General features: G+C 42.3%; 16 protein-coding genes and 1 pseudogene. 8 read left to right on the top strand and 9 right to left on the bottom strand.

Annotation, left to right across the window (positions count from 1 at the left end):
• A partial coding sequence (locus tag ACWQ4X_RS17745) for a M15 family metallopeptidase (RefSeq protein WP_457904528.1) occupies window positions 1–722 on the top strand: 722 nt, incomplete at its 5' end.
• 135 nt (window positions 723–857) lie between these two features.
• On the opposite strand, the gene ACWQ4X_RS17740 is transcribed toward ACWQ4X_RS17745, so the two are convergent.
• The 8 genes from ACWQ4X_RS17740 to ACWQ4X_RS17705 all read right to left on the bottom strand — a co-directional run bounded on the left by ACWQ4X_RS17740 (window position 858) and on the right by ACWQ4X_RS17705 (window position 12269).
• Window positions 858–1007 (bottom strand): zinc ribbon-containing protein, encoded by a 150-nt coding sequence (locus tag ACWQ4X_RS17740; protein ID WP_322869399.1) that lies wholly within the window; start codon window positions 1005–1007, stop codon window positions 858–860.
• Between the two features lie 363 nt (window positions 1008–1370).
• Window positions 1371–1514: a zinc ribbon-containing protein gene (locus ACWQ4X_RS17735; RefSeq protein WP_199949998.1), complete on the bottom strand. Its 144-nt coding sequence runs from the start codon at window positions 1512–1514 to the stop codon at window positions 1371–1373.
• Window positions 1515–1892: 378 nt separating this feature from the next.
• Entirely contained in the window at window positions 1893–3323 is a 1431-nt protein-coding gene (locus ACWQ4X_RS17730; protein WP_457904527.1) for a hypothetical protein, read from the bottom strand.
• A gap of 71 nt (window positions 3324–3394) precedes the next feature.
• Window positions 3395–6019 carry a Fe/S-dependent 2-methylisocitrate dehydratase AcnD gene (gene acnD / locus ACWQ4X_RS17725; RefSeq protein ID WP_457904526.1) on the bottom strand — a complete coding sequence of 875 codons (2625 nt, stop codon included), beginning with the start codon at window positions 6017–6019 and terminating at the stop codon, window positions 3395–3397.
• Window positions 6019–7170 (bottom strand): bifunctional 2-methylcitrate synthase/citrate synthase, encoded by a 1152-nt coding sequence (prpC, locus tag ACWQ4X_RS17720; RefSeq protein WP_457904525.1) that lies wholly within the window; start codon window positions 7168–7170, stop codon window positions 6019–6021. Before prpC ends, acnD begins: the two co-directional genes overlap by 1 nt.
• A 101-nt stretch (window positions 7171–7271) precedes the next feature.
• Window positions 7272–8156, bottom strand: a complete 885-nt coding sequence (gene prpB / locus ACWQ4X_RS17715) for a methylisocitrate lyase (RefSeq protein WP_457904524.1) — start codon at window positions 8154–8156, stop codon at window positions 7272–7274.
• 23 nt (window positions 8157–8179) lie between these two features.
• On the bottom strand, window positions 8180–8863 hold the full coding sequence (locus ACWQ4X_RS17710; protein WP_457904523.1) for a GntR family transcriptional regulator: 684 nt from the start codon (window positions 8861–8863) through the stop codon (window positions 8180–8182).
• Window positions 8864–9293: 430 nt separating this feature from the next.
• Window positions 9294–12269, bottom strand: coding sequence for a heavy metal translocating P-type ATPase (locus ACWQ4X_RS17705; protein ID WP_457904522.1), 2976 nt, complete (start codon window positions 12267–12269; stop codon window positions 9294–9296).
• 82 nt (window positions 12270–12351) lie between these two features.
• Between ACWQ4X_RS17705 and ACWQ4X_RS17700 the strand changes: the two genes are divergently transcribed.
• From ACWQ4X_RS17700 to ACWQ4X_RS17685, 4 genes are all read left to right on the top strand, one after another.
• On the top strand, window positions 12352–12741 hold the full coding sequence (locus tag ACWQ4X_RS17700; RefSeq protein WP_457904521.1) for a MerR family transcriptional regulator: 390 nt from the start codon (window positions 12352–12354) through the stop codon (window positions 12739–12741).
• A gap of 44 nt (window positions 12742–12785) precedes the next feature.
• A complete protein-coding gene (locus ACWQ4X_RS17695; protein ID WP_457904520.1) occupies window positions 12786–13376 on the top strand; it encodes a 5-formyltetrahydrofolate cyclo-ligase in 591 nt (196 codons plus the stop codon).
• 148 nt (window positions 13377–13524) lie between these two features.
• Window positions 13525–15954: an endopeptidase La gene (gene lon / locus ACWQ4X_RS17690; protein ID WP_142769240.1), complete on the top strand. Its 2430-nt coding sequence runs from the start codon at window positions 13525–13527 to the stop codon at window positions 15952–15954.
• A 133-nt stretch (window positions 15955–16087) separates the two neighbouring features.
• The gene (locus ACWQ4X_RS17685) at window positions 16088–16468 is read left to right on the top strand and encodes a VOC family protein (protein ID WP_457904519.1); all 381 of its coding nucleotides are present in this window, start codon (window positions 16088–16090) and stop codon (window positions 16466–16468) included.
• Window positions 16469–16753: 285 nt separating this feature from the next.
• On the opposite strand, the gene ACWQ4X_RS17680 is transcribed toward ACWQ4X_RS17685, so the two are convergent.
• Window positions 16754–17695, bottom strand: a complete 942-nt coding sequence (locus ACWQ4X_RS17680; protein ID WP_457904518.1) for a M20/M25/M40 family metallo-hydrolase — start codon at window positions 17693–17695, stop codon at window positions 16754–16756.
• A 154-nt stretch (window positions 17696–17849) separates the two neighbouring features.
• Between ACWQ4X_RS17680 and rlmH the strand changes: the two genes are divergently transcribed.
• The 3 genes and pseudogenes from rlmH to ACWQ4X_RS17665 form a co-directional block, all read left to right on the top strand.
• A complete protein-coding gene (gene rlmH / locus ACWQ4X_RS17675; protein WP_457904517.1) occupies window positions 17850–18332 on the top strand; it encodes a 23S rRNA (pseudouridine(1915)-N(3))-methyltransferase RlmH in 483 nt (160 codons plus the stop codon).
• A 115-nt stretch (window positions 18333–18447) separates the two neighbouring features.
• Window positions 18448–19224 carry a DODA-type extradiol aromatic ring-opening family dioxygenase gene (locus tag ACWQ4X_RS17670; RefSeq protein WP_457904516.1) on the top strand — a complete coding sequence of 259 codons (777 nt, stop codon included), beginning with the start codon at window positions 18448–18450 and terminating at the stop codon, window positions 19222–19224.
• Window positions 19225–19341: 117 nt separating this feature from the next.
• Window positions 19342–19580: pseudogene (locus tag ACWQ4X_RS17665) on the top strand (hypothetical protein); the annotation flags it as partial.

The following is a 19580-nucleotide window of genomic DNA, read 5'->3' as shown; positions in this document are numbered from 1 at the left end:
GTATTGTATTGTTTGCCTTTACGCGACCGATTGACCCCACCAAAGTTGAAGCCAATTATCTGGAACAGGTCGACCCGCAAATTTATGCGCTGTTAAATGGTGAAATGCTGACGCCTCCGCCAGAAGTGGATGAACAGTTGGTCGATGCCGCTATTGTTGAAGCCATGCAAATGGAACAACAGTATCAGGCACAGAACAACAGTGTGACTGCTCAACCCTTCTCTTTGGAACGGGATAGCACCTTTGAACAAAGTCATGGGCATTTTGATACTTCACTGATTGACCGTAAATGGGATCGTATGAACCCACGCTATAAACAACGCTTGTTGATGGTCTTTAAAATCATGAAAGAACGTCATAACTATGAGCTGGTTTTACTAGAAGGTTATCGTAGCCCTGCGCGTCAAAATATGCTGTCTGGCAACAAGAACACCACCCGTGCCAAAGCTTTTCAGAGCTATCACCAATTTGGTCTGGCTGCGGATGTGGCTTTTAAACGGGATGGTAAAGTCGTAATTTCAGAACGTGACCCTTGGGCTTGGAAAGGCTATCAATTGTATGGTGAAGTTGCGGAATCGGTCGGTTTAACATGGGGTGGACGCTGGAAGTCTATACACGATTATGGTCATACCGAGTACCGTATGCCGGGTTTGAAGAAAACAGCAGAAATGGCAGAAAAACTGACCACCGAAGGACAACTTTTAGCACAAGAGTTGAATTAATCAATCGCTCAATTAGATCAACTACACATCAAGCCACATCGTTTTAAAATATAGATGCCAACAAAAAGCCCTATTGAGTAATAGGGCTTTTTCCAAAACTGGGTTGTCTGTTTTGGCATTGTTACTTAAACACTTTTATTTTTTAAATTGAGTGCAAGCGCATTTGGTACACGGGGGTAAACGATCAGTACCAATTTCTAAGTAGACGCGACGTCCGCATTGAACACAAAAATAGAAACCTGTTCCAGGTTGTTCGCCAGCAGTTACCATTTTGGTTCTCCTTATGTTCTTTTAGAAATGGTATCCCTAGTATAACGCGCTTATGCTGAATGTCTATTGATCATTTCAAAAAATAATGGCGTCATAAGTGTAAGAAATGATGTATTCAAAAAATTGGTGAACTAACTAAAATTTAATCATCAAAGTGAATATTTGATTACTTTGCGATCATAAATAATGCTTTAGATCTCATTTCCCCTATTTCCTAAGCGTTTTGATGATGAACACTCGCTCTAAGTTTCAAATACTATTAAGCGTTCCAATCTGTTTTTTATGCTCTTGAATCCTTTTCTTCATGCAAATAAAAAGCCCTATCTTATGTGACAGGGCTTGATTCAAAACAGCGGATAACTGTTTAGTGTTTGCGGCTTAGGCATTCTTACTATTGAATTGATTGCCAAGGCATTTGGTACACGGAGGTAAACGATCTGTACCAATTTCTAAATAGGTGCGGTGTCCGCATTGAATACAAAAATAGAAGCCTGTTCCAGGTTTTTCGCCAGCAGTTACCATTTTTGTTCTCCATGTGTTTTAGAAATGGTGAACAGAGTATAGACAAGCTTTTGAGATTGTAGAGTCTATTTTGTGACCGCAGAGGTCAGAATATTATTAATTGAACACCTAATAGCTACCCGACCCATCCCTTCAAACTTTCGATATCAGAATTAAATATTTTATTATTTTTCAAATTATCTAAGATTATATTTTTTTCTTGGTTGATATATTCACATTGAAAAGTTTTACAACCTAGTGCAAGCCTTAAATTACGATACAAATAAGCCCCATTTCATGGGGCTTTCGTTTAAAATAACAAAACACCTTAACCCATAAAATTATTCAAATTAAATACAGAAATAAAAATAATTCATTAACTTATCTACGAAAATTAATCTAATCCTTATCACTCACTATACTGTCAATTTTTATTTCAGATGAACTCGGAATTTCAGGGAAATTAACTCTTCCAATAGCATTCAAAATTGCTTTTCTACACTGTTTTGAGAAACGAGCATTTTTATTATCATGTAAATATCTCGCAACTACAAAAAGATCAGGAGTAAAAATTAACGCTGTTGAACTTACAGATGCAGCCGAAATGCACTTTTCAGTAAATGGGTTTTGTCTCTCAATTAAAGGAACCAAACGATAAGCATTTCCAAAAAGTACTGATTTTGCAGGTACTAATACCTCTTCTCGCTGTAAATCTTCATGAATATTCAGAGCCAATTGCCTTAACTTATCAATATTTACAGCCTTATTGTCTTTTCCTTCAACTTCTCCAATTAAACGCCCCTCTTCTGACTCAAAAACTGCATCAAATTCAGAATCAGCATCCTCATATTGAGACACAGAAAACCCTAAAATTTTTAATGCATCTAATATTGCAAATTCCAGAGGTTTTCCTTTTTCAAATAATAAATTTCTTAATTTACTTAGCTGGTTTATTTTTTCTAAGATTTCTTCTTTTTCCGTAGATATTTTTCTTAATTTTTCCTCTAAAATAAGTAATTTATTATTTTCCACCTCTTCACTCTTCAACCTAAATTGATCAACCTTTACCCAATCTGGTTCTACTGTTAAATCACCTTCTTGCTTAACTGCTTTCTCCAAACTTACTATTTGTTTAATAAAGTTATGAGAAAATTGTTGACCTATTAGACTCCACTCTTCTTGCTCTTCATCAAAAAAGGAATCATCTGAAAAATTTATATTAGGCAAACCTATTAAAGCTCCATTTGAATTACTTGCATTCAAAATAAAACCTACTGTTTTATCTCCATGTTTAGTTTGCAAGCAAGGTACAACGGCTCCTTCAACTAATACTTGATATGAGGAATTGTCACCAAGGCTAGTCCAATAGGTAGATACTACTTCTGATTTTTTAGGTGCTAATTTTATTTCCTTACCTTTCGAATTTGTAATTTTCAACTTAATAGGCAACATATCATAATTAGTATATGAGGCTACTATTCTAGTAGTTTGCCTATTTTTTCCAGTACCAGAATATTGTTTTTCTCCTGTTGCTATAAATACCTCTTGCAACTTATCTAAGAAAACAACTACTAACTTCCCATGATCCATTGCTGTTTTTATTTCTCTTTTCCAGTGCTCTGTTTTAGATTTCAGAGTAAAGGAATCGTAATCCGAAAGGCTTTTTTTCCCTTGAAAATAATCGCCCCCTCTAAATAAGTAATCACTAATATCAGGTTGGATTAGGATTATATCCCAGTCCAACAACGAGGTCTCTGAACCAAATTCACAATATTCAGTATCTTCTCCATATAAAGAAAAGCCAATTGTTAAAATTTTCTTTTTCGCCATTTTATATATCTTTAAATAAAAAACCCCACTCTAAAGTAGGGCTTTTTTTAAACAATTTCAAATACTTTAAATTAAGCTGTTAATTGCTCTTTCTCTTCTTGGCTTTCCAAAAAGTCCTGAGCAAAACGCTGAAGTACACCACCTGCTTCATATACAGACACTTCTTCTTCTGTATCTAGACGGCAAGTTACAGGTACTTCCACAACTTCATTTTTGCCATCTGCCGTTGCACGCTCAATCACTAAAGTTAAAGTCGAACGTGGCGCAATGTTACCAATCACGCTATAAAGCTCAGTACCATCCAGCTTTAAAGTATTACGGTTTACACCTGCTTTAAACTCAAGTGGTAACACACCCATACCCACCAAGTTAGTACGGTGAATACGCTCAAAACCTTCCGCAACAATCGCTTCTACACCTGCAAGGCGTACACCTTTCGCAGCCCAGTCACGGCTAGAACCTTGACCATAATCCGCACCCGCAATGATGATTAACGGTTGCTTACGGTTCATGTAAGTTTCAATCGCTTCCCACATACGCATCACTTCGCCTTCTGGCTCTACGCGTGCTTTCGAACCTTGTTTCACAGTACCGTCAGAACGACGTACCATTTCGTTAAACAATTTTGGATTGGCAAAAGTTGCACGTTGTGCGGTTAAGTGGTCACCACGGTGCGTTGCATATGAGTTGAAGTCTTCTTCAGGCACACCCATTTTGTGTAGGTATTCACCTGCCGCAGAGTCCATCAAGATTGCATTCGATGGAGACAAGTGATCTGTGGTGATGTTGTCACCCAAAATTGCCAAAGGACGCATATTTGCCAAAGTACGTGGCGCAGCCAATGCACCTTCCCAGTACGGCGGACGGCGAATATAAGTACTTTGTGGACGCCAGTCGTAAAGTGGGCTTTCCGCTTGCTCAACTTCGCCTAAGTCAAACATTGGAATGTAGACTTTACGGAATTGTTCAGGCTTCACCGCTTCTTTAACCAGCGCATCAATTTCAGCATCAGACGGCCAAATATCTTTCAGGTAAATTGGATTACCGTCTTGGTCTGTACCCAGTGCATCTTTTTCGATGTCAAAACGGATCGTACCCGCAATGGCATACGCTACAACGAGCGGTGGAGATGCCAAGAAGGCTTGTTTTGCATATGGATGGATACGACCATCGAAGTTACGGTTACCCGAAAGTACCGCAGTGGCATACAAGTCACGGTCAATGATTTCTTGCTGGATTTTTGGATCAAGTGCGCCTGACATACCATTACAGGTTGTGCAAGCATATGCCACAATACCAAAGCCCAGTTTCTCAAGATCACTCAAGACGCCCGCTTCTTCCAAATACAACGCAGCCGCTTTAGAACCTGGTGCAAATGAAGATTTCACCCACGGTTTACGCACCAAACCCAGCTCATTGGCTTTACGAGCCAACAAACCAGCAGCAACGGTGTTACGTGGGTTTGAGGTGTTGGTACATGAAGTAATTGCAGCAATGATGATGGCACCATCTGGCATTAAACCATCGGTACGCTGTTCAACCACACCAGCAATACCTTTCTCTTTCAAGTCAGCCGTAGAAACACGAGCATGCGGATTTGATGGGCCAGCGATGTTACGGGTTACGGTAGAAAGATCAAAACGAAGTACACGTGGATACTCAGCTTTGGTCATGTCTGATGCCCAAAGACCTACTTCTTTCGCGTATTGTTCAACCAATGCCACTTGTGCATCTTCACGACCTGTTAGGCGTAAGTAGTCAATCGTGTTTTGGTCAATGTAGAACATTGCCGCAGTTGCGCCATATTCTGGAGTCATGTTGGAAATCGTGGCACGATCACCCACTGACATGCTGTCTGCACCTTCACCAAAGAATTCGAGGTAAGCACCCACCACACGCTCTTTACGCAAGAACTCAGTCAATGCCAATACGATATCCGTAGCCGTGATGCCCGCTTGACGTTGACCAACAAATTCAACACCAATAATGTCTGGTAGACGCATCCAAGATGCACGACCCAACATGACATTTTCAGCTTCTAAGCCACCGACACCGATAGAAATGACACCTAAAGCGTCCGTATGTGGGGTGTGTGAATCCGTACCTACGCACGTATCTGGGAAAGCTACACCATCACGCGCCTGAATCACTGGAGACATTTTCTCCAAGTTGATTTGGTGCATAATGCCGTTCCCCGCAGGAATCACATCGACATTTTCAAATGCAGTTTTGGTCCACTCAATAAAGTGGAAACGGTCTTCATTACGACGGTCTTCTACCGCACGGTTTTTCTCAAACGCGTCTGGGTCAAAACCACCGTATTCCACTGCCAATGAATGATCGACAATTAATTGAGTTGGTACCACTGGATTGACTTTAGATGGATCGCCACCTTTGTCTGCAATTGCATCACGCAAACCTGCAAGGTCAACCAATGCAGTTTGACCCAAGATGTCATGACACACTACACGTGCAGGATACCAAGGGAAATCCAGATCCTGACGGCGTTCAATCAATTGTGTTAAGTATGCAGTTAAATTTTCTGCATCTGCGCGACGAACCAACTGTTCCGCCAACACTTTAGAGGTGTATGGCAATGTCGCATAAGCACCAGGCTGAATATCTTCAACGGCTTGGCGTACATCATAGTAAGCTAATGATGTGCCTGGCAATGTCTTACGATATTGGCTATTCATTAAACACGCTCTGCTAATGGTTTAAATTCGAGGTTTTCAGGACCTGTGTAGTTCGCGCTTGGACGGATAATTTTGCCATCTTGACGCTGTTCAATCACGTGTGCTGACCAACCTGCGGTACGCGCAATCACGAATAATGGGGTGAACATCGCTGTTGGAACACCCATCAAGTGGTAGCTCACCGCACTGAACCAGTCGAGGTTCGGGAACATGTTTTTCACTTCTTTCATCACGGCTTCTAAACGTTCCGCGATCAAATACATTTTTTTGTTTTCTTGAGCATCTGCCAGTTCAAGTGCCACTTGCTTGATCACTTCGTTACGTGGGTCAGCAATGGTGTAAACCGGGTGACCAAAACCAATCACCACTTCTTTGTTTTCTACACGCTTACGGATGTCCGCTTCTGCTTCATCGGCATTGTCATAACGCTGTTGAATCACAAATGCAACTTCGTTCGCGCCACCGTGTTTCGGACCACGTAATGCACCAATTGCCCCTGCGATAGTTGAGTACATGTCTGAACCTGTACCTGCAATCACACGTGACGTGAAAGTAGAAGCATTGAACTCGTGCTCTGCGTACAAAATTAATGAGGTATGCATCGCTTGAATCCATTGTTCACATGGTTTTTCACCGTGTAACAAATGCAGGAAGTGTGCCCCAATTGAGTCATCATCAGTTTCAACTTCAATGCGTTTGCCGTTGTGGCTGAAGTGGTACCAGTACAGCAACATTGAACCGAAAGATGCCATTAATTTGTCTGCGATGTCACGTGCACCTGCATAGTTATGGTCTTCATGTTCTGGGGTTAAACAACCTAGAACTGAAACACCGGTACGCATCACGTCCATTGGATGTGCATACGGCGGAAGCTGTTCTAAAGCCGCTTTAAGTGATGATGGTAAGCCACGAAGTGCTTTTAATTTGTTTTTATAGGCTTTCAGTTCAGCTTTGTTGGGTAATTTGCCGTGGACCAAAAGGTAAGCCACTTCTTCAAATTCACTTTGACCTGCAAGGTCTAAAATGTCGTAACCACGGTAGTGCAAGTCATTACCACTACGACCTACGGTACACAGTGCAGTATTCCCCGCAACTTGTCCGCTTAGTGCAACTGACTTCTTTGGCTTAAATCCTGTTGTTGTAGCATTCATAAGATCTTCCTTCTTCCATTGGGTGGATCAAATCATTGTGATTCATCGTGACTGCTGTATTTCCTGTGCGGACACGATGAATGGTCCAGTTAATTGTGTTGTTATTTATTTTTTACAAAAGAGGCATCAAGATATTGTTCAAACGCATGGTAGTTAATGCGGTCATACAATTCTTGGCGCGTTTGCATGGTGTCGACCACGTTCTTTTGCGTACCTTCTTTACGTAATGTGGTGTACACGTTTTCTGCTGCCTTGTTCATGGCACGGAATGCAGAAAGTGGATACAGTGCAATGCTCACATCCGCAGAAGCCAATTCTTCTGTGGTGAATAATGGCGTAGAACCAAATTCAGTAATGTTCGCCAAAATAGGCACATGGGTCGCAGTAGCAAATTGCTTGTACATCGCCAATTCAGTAATCGCTTCTGGGAACAACATGTCCGCGCCTGCTTCAATATAAGCCCCAGCACGGTCAATTGCTGCTTGCAAACCTTCTACCGCTAAAGCATCGGTACGCGCCATAATCACAAACTTATCATCACCACGTGCATCCACAGCAGCTTTAATGCGGTCTACCATTTCTTGTTGTGAAACAATGGCTTTGTTTGGACGGTGACCACAACGTTTTGCACCGACTTGGTCTTCAATGTGCATCGCTGCTGCACCAAACTTGATTAATGCTTTGGTGGTACGTGCAATGTTAAATGCAGATGCGCCAAAACCTGTATCTGCATCCACCAACAATGGCAAGTCGCAAACATCGGTAATACGACGTACATCAGTAAGAACGTCATCAAGGTTGCTAATGCCTAAGTCAGGTAGACCTAGAGAACCTGCCGCAACCCCGCCGCCAGATAAATAAATCGCTTTGTAGCCTGCACGCTTTGCCAATAAGGCATGATTGGCATTGATGGTGCCGACGACTTGTAAAGGATGCTCGCTAGCGACTGCATCACGGAATTTCTGTCCTGCTGATAACGTTGACATAAGTTCTCCCTCTCTCCTCACGATTAAGAAATATGTTGCTGAATATTTTGATAGGATGCGGCAATGTGACGACGCATCAGTAACTCCGCCAGTTCCGCATCACCTTCGGCAATGGCATCTAAAATACGGATATGTTCTGACAAGGCTCTGTGTGGACGATTTGGGGTTTTGGAATACTGAATTCGGTACATCCGAATCAAGTGATACAACTCATCACACAACATCTTTTCTAGGGTTTTATTTCCACAGTTTTTGATAATGCAGTAATGAAAATCATCCTGACCTTCTTGTAAGTAATATCCTTTACCTTCTTTAAAATCTGGGTCCTGTGCATGCATATGCAGCACTTCACGCAAGTTTAGAATCTGTTGCTTATCGATGCTTTGTGCCGCCAAACGACAAGCCAGTCCTTCCAAGTTTTCACGAATTTGATATAGCTCGAACAATTGCTGATGCGACAAGGACACCACACGTGCACCCACATGCGCAGTTCGTTCCACCAATTTTTGCCCTTCTAGGCGGTGAATGGCTTCACGTAAAGGACCTCGACTAATGCCATACACACGAGCCAGCTCAGGTTCAGAAATCTTGCTACCCGCTGCAATTTCACCACTGACAATTGCAGTTTGAATCTTTCTGAAAATTTGGTCTGTTAAAGTCGCAGTAGCGGCTTGTTTTGTCTGCGTAGACAGCTCTTCGGTTAGCATATTGTCAACAATCAATTCAATTATTAGCTAAAATAAGCACAAATAAATTAAAATGCAACAAGATTGTCAACAACTTTGGTATTAGAGTTGCAAACCTTCTTAAAGATAACTTGACAAAAATGGAGTAGAATCATGGCTGGCTTCCGTTCTAGAGATGTTGCATCACCACATCTCAATAAATTATTTTAATTCAATGTTTTAAATCTTATTCCCATGCTTTTTCCGTGATAGAACTGCAATTTTTATAACAATGTCATGACCTGCTCTAACCACACTAGGTTTCAGTCAAATCACGCAGTCGTCCCGAATGACCCTTGAGTTTTATTGTCGACACTTCAGTTTTTGTTTTGCTCTATCTGTTATGCCGTAATCAAAAAAAAGCCTCAAGGAAATGCTTGAGGCTTTTGTTACCATTTATATGCTGTGTGACTTATTTCGCCTTTTGTAAGCGCAAGGCATTTAACACCACTGACAGGGAGCTAAGTGACATTGCCACCGCGGCTAACATCGGGGTCAATAACAAGCCAGTCAATGGATAGAAAATCCCTGCTGCCACGGGTACACCCAAGCCGTTATAAACAAAAGAAAAGGCAAGGTTTTGTTTCATGTTATGCACACCGAGTTTCGCCATATGCACCGCATCGGCTGCGCCACGGATATCGCCTTTGACCAAGGTCACTTGCGCTGTCTGTTTGGCAATATCAGTGCCATTGCCCATGGCAATCCCGACATTGGCTTGCGCCAGTGCTGGCGCATCGTTAATGCCATCACCCGCCATGGCGACAATTTTGCCCTGTACCTGATACTGTTTCACAATTTCCAATTTTTCAGTTGGCGTACAGTTGCCATATACATGCTGAATCCCCAGTTCTTTTGCGACTAACTGTGCATTCTGCTCATGGTCACCTGTCGCCATCACCACTTCAATGCCATCAGCCATCAATTGCTGAATGACCTCTTGCGCATTGGATTTAATCGCATCGTGAATTGAAATATACGCCAGCACTTCTTGGCTATTGCTCAAGAAACTGATGACATTACCTGCTGCACGCTGTTGATCCAATTGCGTTTGTATAGCAGGGTCTAAACCAATACCGAGTTGTTCCAGCAACTTTTGACTGCCTATATATAGGGTTTGTTCGCCAATCTGACCTTTCACGCCAAAGCCTGTGACATCTTCAAAGTCTTCCACTTTCAGCAATTGCTGGGCAGGCACAATTTGCATCAGGGTTTGTGCAATTGGATGACTTGAAAACTGCTCGATCGAAGCAATCCACTGTTCCACTTGCGCCTGTTCCACATTGGAACTGAGTAATCGAATTTCTTTCAGACTCGGCTTGCCTTCAGTCAAAGTTCCTGTTTTGTCGACAATCAGCGTATTGACCTTGCTTAAGGCTTCAATCGCTTCTGCATCTTTAAACAAGACCCCTTTCTGTGCTGCCCGACCTGTAGTAGCCATGACCGACATCGGAGTAGCTAAACCCAGCGCACATGGACAGGCGATAATCAGCACGGCCACGGCACACATCAAGGCCAAGTCAAACTGTGCACCACCAAATACCATCCAAGCGACGAAGGTCAAAGCACTAATGAGCAGCACCACAATCACAAAATATTTGGCAAATACATCGGCGAGACGTTGTAACGGTGCTTTGGAACGTTGTGCTTCCGCCACGGTCTGAATCATTTTCGCTAAAGTGGTATTCGCTCCTACCGCGGTCGTTTGAATGCGGATACTGCCTTGCTGATTGACTGTCCCACCAATCACCGTGTCATGTATCTGCTTTTTCACAGGTACAGGTTCACCGGTCATCATGGCTTCATCAACATAGGTTTTACCTTCCACCACCACACCATCCAGTGGAATCTGCTCACCTGAGGCAATCTGTAATATATCCCCCTGCTTGACCATGCTAATTTCAACTTCTACCACCTGATCGGCTTGTACCAATTTGGCAGTATTCACTTGCAGTTTTAGCAAGGCTTTGAGCGAGTCGGCAGTTTTGGCACGTGCTTTCAGCTCCATGATCTGACCGAGCAAGCTCAAGGACACAATCATACACGCTGCTTCAAAATACACCGCCACGCCATGCCCTGTTTTGGCTGCCATCGGAATCAAGCTTGGGAAGATGGTCGCCACGACACTATAAATATAGGCGGCTAACACCCCAACCCCAATCAAGCTCCACATATTTAAGTTACAGGTTTTATAGGAAGTCCAGCAACGTTCAATAAACGGTTTACCCGCCCACAGCACCACAGGGGTTGCCAGTACCAGTTCAATCCACGGTTGAATATGCGGTGAAATAAAACTGTGAATATGCGAACCCATCGCCATGACAAACACAATTAAAGTCAGCGGCAAGGTCAGCCAAAAACGATGACTAAAATCGACCAGTTCAGGGTTGGGCCCATCATCTAAAGTCGGTTGCATCGGCTCCAGCGCCATACCGCAAATTGGACAGGTGCCTGGCCCCTTTTGCACAATTTCAGGGTCCATTGGACAAGTATAATCCATATCTGCCGCACCTTCAGGAACAGGGCGCTGATCATGCGGAATTAAATAAAATTCAGGATCCGCCTTAAACTTATCCAAACAAGATGGATTACAGAAATAATAAGTTTGCTGTTGATAATCCGTTTTGAGTTCTGTGTTTGGGTCAACCGTCATGCCACAAACGGGATCAATAAAGGCTGATGCTCCTGACTGGGCATGTTGCTGATGTGCGTGTTTCCCGCCACCACAGCAACCTGTTTTGGCAGGTTCTGGCTCAGGCTTCGGTGCACAACAACTTGATTTTGATTCGGCTTTTACTGTTTCAGGAGTTTTAGATTCCGTACCACAACATGTTGAGGCTTTCTTCTCTTCTGGTTTAGAAGCACCACAACATCCTAATGCTTTTGCAGGCTTTTCTTCCTCTGTCGGAACATAGCTTTCAGGTGCAGCGATAAATTTTTGCTGACATTTTTCACTGCAAAAATAATAGTTTTTGCCCTGCCATTCGCTATGCGGTTTACTCAAATCAGTGACCGTCATGCCACATACAGGGTCAATAAAGCTTTCTGCTTTTGACGCCTCACTTTGCTGGTGTTTGCTCGCACAACCACACCCTTTTGATGCAGCGCCCATGCTTTCTGCTTCAGGTTGGACTGAACTATCCGCTTGCTCAGTTTGCGCTTTGCTACAACAAGAACTTTGCGCTTTTTCTGAAGCTAAATAAGCCTCAGAATGGTCTACGAATTTGTTTAAGCAGCCAGCACTACAGAATAAATATCGAACCGATTGATATTCATAGGCATGTGGAGAATCCTCTGCAACCGTCATTCCACAAACAGGATCAATGGTCACCACTGTTGGCAATTTTTTTTCTTTGGAACAGCAAGAGCTTTTGTGTTGCTCGTTCATCGGACTCACCATTTTCATTCTCGATTGTGTTAGCATAAAGTCTGTACCTAGGTACTGAGTCAAGCCTTTTGGAGATTATTTTATGCTCACTATCGGCAAACTAGCAAAACACTGCCATGTGAATGTAGAAACCATTCGTTATTATCAACGCATTGGTCTGATGCGCATTCCAGAAACCACTCAAAATTATCGCTATTACAATCAACAAGATATTGAAACCTTAAGCTTTATCCAGAAAGGCAAAGATGCCGGTTTGCAACTCAGTGAAATTCAGGATTTATTACATTTACAACTGGATGATCGGGAAAAAGTACGGGAAGTCATTCAGCAACGACTGGAAAAAATTGACCAGCGTATTCAAGAATTGAATGCCTTAAAACAGCGCCTGTCCAGTTGGGTCGATGAATGTAAAACCACGGAAAGTAGCTGTTGTCCAATCTTACAAGCGCTTAAAAATGACAACAAAATTTAATCATCACTACTGACGTCCTTCGCTTATAAAAATAGTGCATAGCCATGACCACTGAACTGATTCAACTTCGAAAGCATCTTAGAAAAAAACGCCGCCATGTTTCACCGATCCGGCAAAAACATGCTGAACAACACATCTTAAATCGGCTGAGACACCTACCCGACTTTAAACATGCCGCGCAGGTGGGTATTTATTTGCATGCTTTTGGCGAAATTCAGACGCGTAAAATCATTGAATATTGCTTTCATCAAAAGAAATCTGTGTATTTACCCATGATTTGTAATATGAATCAGCGCTTGGTTTGGGTCAAAATTTCACAGCATCAATTTTATAATCAACGTTTTTCTTATCATCCACTCGGCATGCAAGAACCCATGGCTAGTCGCGGGCAACATGTATCACATTTAGACTTGCTGATTATGCCCTTACTGGCCTGCGACCCCTTCGGCACACGGATTGGCATGGGTGGCGGTTTTTATGACAAAACCTTGGCCTCTGCCCCTTACCATCGCCCATTCCGCTTAGGTTTGGCGCATCACTTCCAGTTGGTGCCGCAGACCTTAACGCGGGAAAAATGGGATCAACCCTTAGATGCACTGCTCATGCCCCAACAATTTTTACGCTTCAAACGTTAAAATTGGTATTTCTGACTGTTGCGAATACTTAAAAATCACATATTTAGTCATTTTTTATACATTTTATATTGACCTGCCCTTGTATTTTTTGAAATACCCATCACTATAAAAAACATGGCAACACCGTTGTCACTCATTAGGAGTGCCCATGTCTGAAATTATTATGAATCAAGAAACCTTAGAGCCTCAGGTTCCAAGTGTATTACCGCTTTTAGCGTTACGTGACGTGGTGGTTTACCCGCACATGCAAATCGCGCTATTTGTAGGTCGTGAAAAATCGATCAATGCAGTTGATGTGGCTCGTAACAGTGACAATCTCGTATTTGTAGTTGCTCAGAAAGATTCTCTGACAGAAGAAATTGATCACGACAACTTATATCAATACGGTACGGTCGCGAAGATTGTGCAAGTTGTGAATCATGAAAATGATGAAAACTGTATAAAAGTATTAATTGAAGGTCTACATCGTTCTAAGCTAGAAAAAATCATTGATGAAAATGATTATCTCACTGCTGAACATGCCCTGAGCCCAATGTCGATTCACATTGACGAACAAACGCAAGAAACACGTGTTCAAGAGTTACGTACCCTGTTTGCTCAATATGCTGAAGCAAAATTACGCAATGCCCGTGAACTGGTTGCCGCAGCCAACAAAATTGAAGATTTATTGCAATTGTTGTTCTTCGTTGCAACCCGTGTACCTCTTAACATTGATGTGAAGCAAAAATTCCTTGAGCACGATGAATTTGAAGCACATTTACAAGAGTTGATGACTTATTTGTTGCAACAGTCTGAAGAGCAACAAATTGAACAAACCCTGCATGACTCTGTAAAACGTCAAATGGAGAAAAACCAGCGCGAATACTTCCTCAATGAAAAGATGAAGGTGATTCAGCGTGAACTTTCTGACATGAATGGCGGTGCAGAAGATGACGTTGCGGAAATTGAAAAACGTCTTGCAGAAGCGGATTTACCGGAACATGTCCGTAAAAAAGCAGAAGCAGAATTTCGTAAGCTGAAAGCCATGCAACCAGCTTCAAGTGAAGCGGCTGTAGTTCGCAATTACTTAGAGGTGATTTTAGATACACCTTGGAATAAAGCCAGCAAAGTCAGCATCAATCTTGCAAAAGCACAAGAAATTCTCGATGCAGATCATTATGGCCTAGATGACGTGAAAGACCGTATTGTGGAATATCTTGCAGTACAATCACGCGTGAAAAAGCTCAAAGGTCCAATCCTGTGCTTAGTCGGGCCTCCGGGTGTAGGTAAAACTTCACTGGGTGAATCTGTCGCAAAAGCAACAGGCCGTGAGTTTGTACGTATGGCACTGGGTGGCGTACGTGACGAAGCGGAAATCCGTGGTCACCGTCGTACCTACATCGGGGCGATGCCGGGTAAAATCGTACAGTCGCTAACAAAAGTTGGCGTGAAGAACCCATTGTTCTTGCTCGATGAAATCGACAAGATGGCGCAGGACTACCGTGGTGATCCTGCATCTGCATTGCTTGAAGTACTTGATCCATCGCAAAACAACAAGTTCAACGATCATTACTTAGATCTTGACCTGGATTTGTCTGAAGTAATGTTCATCTGTACTGCCAACAGCATGAATATTCCTGAAGCCTTGTTAGACCGTATGGAAGTAATTCGTCTACCAGGTTATACCGAAGACGAGAAAATCAACATTGCTGAACGCTACCTTGTACCTAAAGCCATTAAGAACAATGGTTTACGCGCTAAAGAACTGACTGTTCATGAAGAAGCGATTCGTGACATCGTGCAACGTTATACACGTGAAGCAGGTGTTCGTAGCTTAGAACGTGAAGTCTCTAAAATTGCGCGTAAGGTGGTAAAAGAAGCGGTCAGCAAAAAGGCGAAAAACCTGCAAGTGGATGTAACTTCTGCCAATCTTCCAGACTACTTAGGTCCGCACAAGTTTGACTTTGGTATGGCTGAAGATGAAGCACAAGTGGGTCGCGTAAACGGCTTAGCATGGACGTCTGTCGGTGGTGAGTTGTTGACCATTGAAGTTGCAGCAGTGAAAGGTAAAGGTAAATTTATCACTACGGGTTCACTCGGTGATGTGATGAAAGAATCGATTACCGCAGCCATGACCGTGGTTCGTACCCGTGCAGATGAACTGGGTATCGAGTCGACTCGTTTTGAAGAGACTGACGTACACGTTCACTTGCCAGAAGGTGCAACACCGAAAGATGGTCCATCCGCTGGTTTGGCACTCACAACAGCATTGGTTTCTGCCTTCACAGGTATTCCAATTCGTCCAGATATTGCCATGACTGGTGAAACCAGCCTAGGTGGTCGTGCAATGCGGATTGGTGGCTTGAAAGAGAAACTGTTGGCTGCACACCGTGGTGGCATTAAATTGGTGTTCATCCCTCAAGAAAATGTCCGTGATTTAGCGGAAATTCCTGAGAATGTGAAAGAAGGTCTAGAAATTAAGGCTGTGAAATCGATTGATGAGATTTTACCGCTGGCCTTGACTTCTATGCCTGAGCCATTGCCTAAAGCACCGATTGTTAAACCAGTCGATGAAGGTAAAAAGGCAGCACGTCACTAATTTCAGTAAGAATGAGAAAGAGAGCTTCGGCTCTCTTTTTTTTATTACAATTTACTGCTGATAACACCACACAACTTGATACTTTTATCGCCTACAATAATTCGATGCAAGGGATGATTGCAGGACAATTAAAATGAAAAATCCTGTCGGCTGGTTTGAAATTTATGTGGATGACATCGCACGAGCCAAACAATTTTATCAAGCTGTATTTAATATTGAACTCACCGAACTGACGCCACCTTCAGATGGTTGGTCACTGCAAATATGGGCTTTCCCTTCAGATATGCAAGTCTATGGCGCTTCAGGTGCTTTGGTGCAAATGCCGGGCGTTGCCGCAGGCGGCAATAGCACATTAATCTATTTTTCATGTGAAGACTGTGCTGTGGAAGCTGCGCGGATTAGTAGCGCAGGTGGAAAAATTCAGGAGGAAAAAACCGCCATTGGTGAATATGGTTTTATTGTGCTGGCCTTTGATACTGAAGGAAATATGATTGGTTTACATTCCTTGAAGTAAAGCATCTGAATATAAAGTAAATTTAAATGATCGCAGTTTGAGGGTTCCAGAACATTTCATTCGATTAATAAAAAATCGACTTGAAAAAACTGGAAAAAGCCTCATATAAAATAGTAAGACACATATGCGCTGTATGTTTCTTATTCATAAAGGTTATCTGTTTCTCCAGGCGGGTAACCTCTTGATCGCAGTCCTAATACTATTCTAGGGCTGCGTTTTTTATTGGGATTGTGTATAAAATCTACATAATATAATTCAGTTCAAACTGGCAATTTTCCACCTTCTCTATTTCAGAATAGCTTGCACCAAACCATCAATCACTTGTGTCATTTTTTCCAGATTTAAGGTCTTTAACGTGTCCGCAGAGGTATGATAATTTTTATTTCGATAAAACGCGGTATCCGTCACCATAATGGCGGGAATATCATATTTCCAATAATTACTATGACTGGATAAATTAATGCCTGGGGTAATGGATGGTGCAACCAAACGCTGACACTCTAGGTTTTGCATGGCTGCACAGAAATTTTCGCCTAGCCCCCTTGAATCAATATCACTGACTGCCGCAATAAAATTGGCATGACTCGGATAAAACCATTTTAAACCTGCAGGATATTCCTGCGTCTGTGCCACATCGTAATAGCCAATCATTTCCAGAATATATACGCCCTGAATTTTATTACGCTGCGCCTGTTCCGATTTAGCATGTACATAACTGCCCATATATTCCGTATTGGCATATGGGGGTTCTTCCAGCGTATAAAATACAAACTCTACATTATGTTTTAGATTTTTTTTCTCCTGCGCCAAGATGCGTGCTGTTTCAAGTACTCCTGCCACGCCTGAAGCATTGTCATCTGCCCCTTGTTGTTGCTCAAACACATCATAATGTGCACCGACAATCACTTTGTCTGCACGTCTAACATTCAGACTACACACCACATTACGATAGTTTTCACGGTTTACAATATAGTTTTGAAACTGACAAGGAATACCAAACAAACGCATTTGCTCTTTAATCCAAGCAGAAACTCGGTTTAATTCTTCGGTATTTTGATGATTTCGGAACGAGCCACTCCCAATAATCTGCTGCAAATAAACATCCAGATTCTGCGCATCAGCCTGCTTATTGATTGCAGAATTGGCTCCACTATAGGTACTGCTGAATAAGGTCATTAGTATGACGAATAGAATCCAGCAGCGTCCTTTAAAATTTTCCCTTTGCATTTATTCTTATTCCACGTTATCCGCAAAATTTATTGCTTTTATAAGAGCATTAATGCAACAGCCAGTAATTATTTTCAATTGCAAAATGTATATCGGCAGCAGATTCTGCCGTTTCAAGGCTATAATTCTGCTGAATTAGCTTTTGACATCAGATATGAAAATACGGATTCTGACCATTGGTCAAAAAATGCCAGCTTGGGTGCTGACAGGTTTTGAAGATTATTTCAAACGAATTCAACCCTTTGTACAGACGCAAATTATTGAATTGCCGATGGCAAAACGCGGTAAAAATGACTCTGAAGCTGACATTTTGAAATACCGTCAAATTGAAGGTGACAGCATTTTAAATGCTTTAAAAGCCAATGAGACTCTGATTGCACTTGAAGTCGGTGGTCGTGAATTCAGTACCGAAAAACTGGCTGAAACAATGAAATCATGGATGCTGGAAGGCAATGATGTGGCTTTGGCAATTGGTGGTCCAGATGGTCACTCCGAAGCGGTACGTGAAGCTGCAGCATGGCACTGGTCTTTATCTAAACTAACATTGCCGCATCCACTGGTGCGGGTCATGTTGATTGAACAACTGTATCGTGCCATGAGCATTAACCACAATCATCCTTACCATCGTGCAGGCTAAGCGCAATTCTTTATCATTCTAATATTGCAACAATACGTTGAATATACGCTATTTATTCATATATTTGCATTTGGCATGATAGCCCTATTCCTTCATTCAACTTAGGCGCAAGACTATGAATCTACAAACTTTACCTGGTTTATTTATTTCACATGGTTCCCCCATGCTTGCGCTTAATCCTGAACAAGTCGGTCCCGCTTTACAACGTTTAAGCCTGAATCTTCCGACACCTCAAGCCATCGTGGTCATGTCAGCCCACTGGGAAAGTCAGGCTCTCGAAGTGAATACTGGGGTTCGTCCTGAAACATGGCATGATTTTCGTGGCTTTCCGCCAGCACTGTACGAAATTCGCTACCCTGCCCCTGGTGCCCCTGAACTTGCAGAAGATATTTTAAAACGTTTGTCTGACGCAGGCTTTGATGCACATGCCAATGCGAGCCGTCCACGAGATCATGGCGTATGGATGCCGCTACTGCATATGTTCCCCAATGCAGAGATTCCTGTGGTTGAAATTTCATTACCGATGCACATGACTGCGGAACAGATTTATCACATTGGACAAACCCTTGCCGCGTTACGCGAACAACAGGTTTTATTGATTGGTTCGGGGAGTATTACCCACAACCTTTCAGAACTGTCATGGCATGGCGAATCGCAGGATGTACCTGTTTGGGCATCCACTTTCCGCAATTATGTTGCCCAAAAACTTAGCCATCAAGATTATGATGCCGTGCTTGATTGGAAAAGCATTCCCTATGTACAGCGCAATCACCCTACCTTAGAACATTTTGCTCCGTTATTTTTTGCAATGGGTACGGGTACACGCTTTAATATTGTACATAGTAGTTTTTCTATGGGTTCACTCGGTATGGATATTTACCGTTTCGACTAACGTGAAATTCACATTAAAGAAATGAATACAAATGTTGTACATGTATTCATTTCTTTTTTTTATAAATCAATTAACCTTTAGTTTTATATTTCTTCGACTCAAAGTGTTAATTTAAAAATGAAATTGAAATATCTTTTACTTGCTTTATTGCCTTTTTCTTTAGCTGCTTGCCAATCTACTCAAACTCAATCAAATTTGGATCAAGCCGTGAATGTACAATCAATTCCTGATCAAAATAAAACCCTTGCTGCCTATCAATGGATCAGCACCACAGCAACAACACCAAGACCATTAACCTTATCTTTTAATGCACAAGGGCAACTTGCAGTGAAAACCAGTTGTAACGGTTTAGGTAC

It is taken from the genome of Acinetobacter sp. NigerLNRRAM0016, assembly GCF_054112845.1.
Note: the sequence above shows the minus strand (reverse complement) of the source record. Positions and strands in the feature narration are given on the sequence as shown.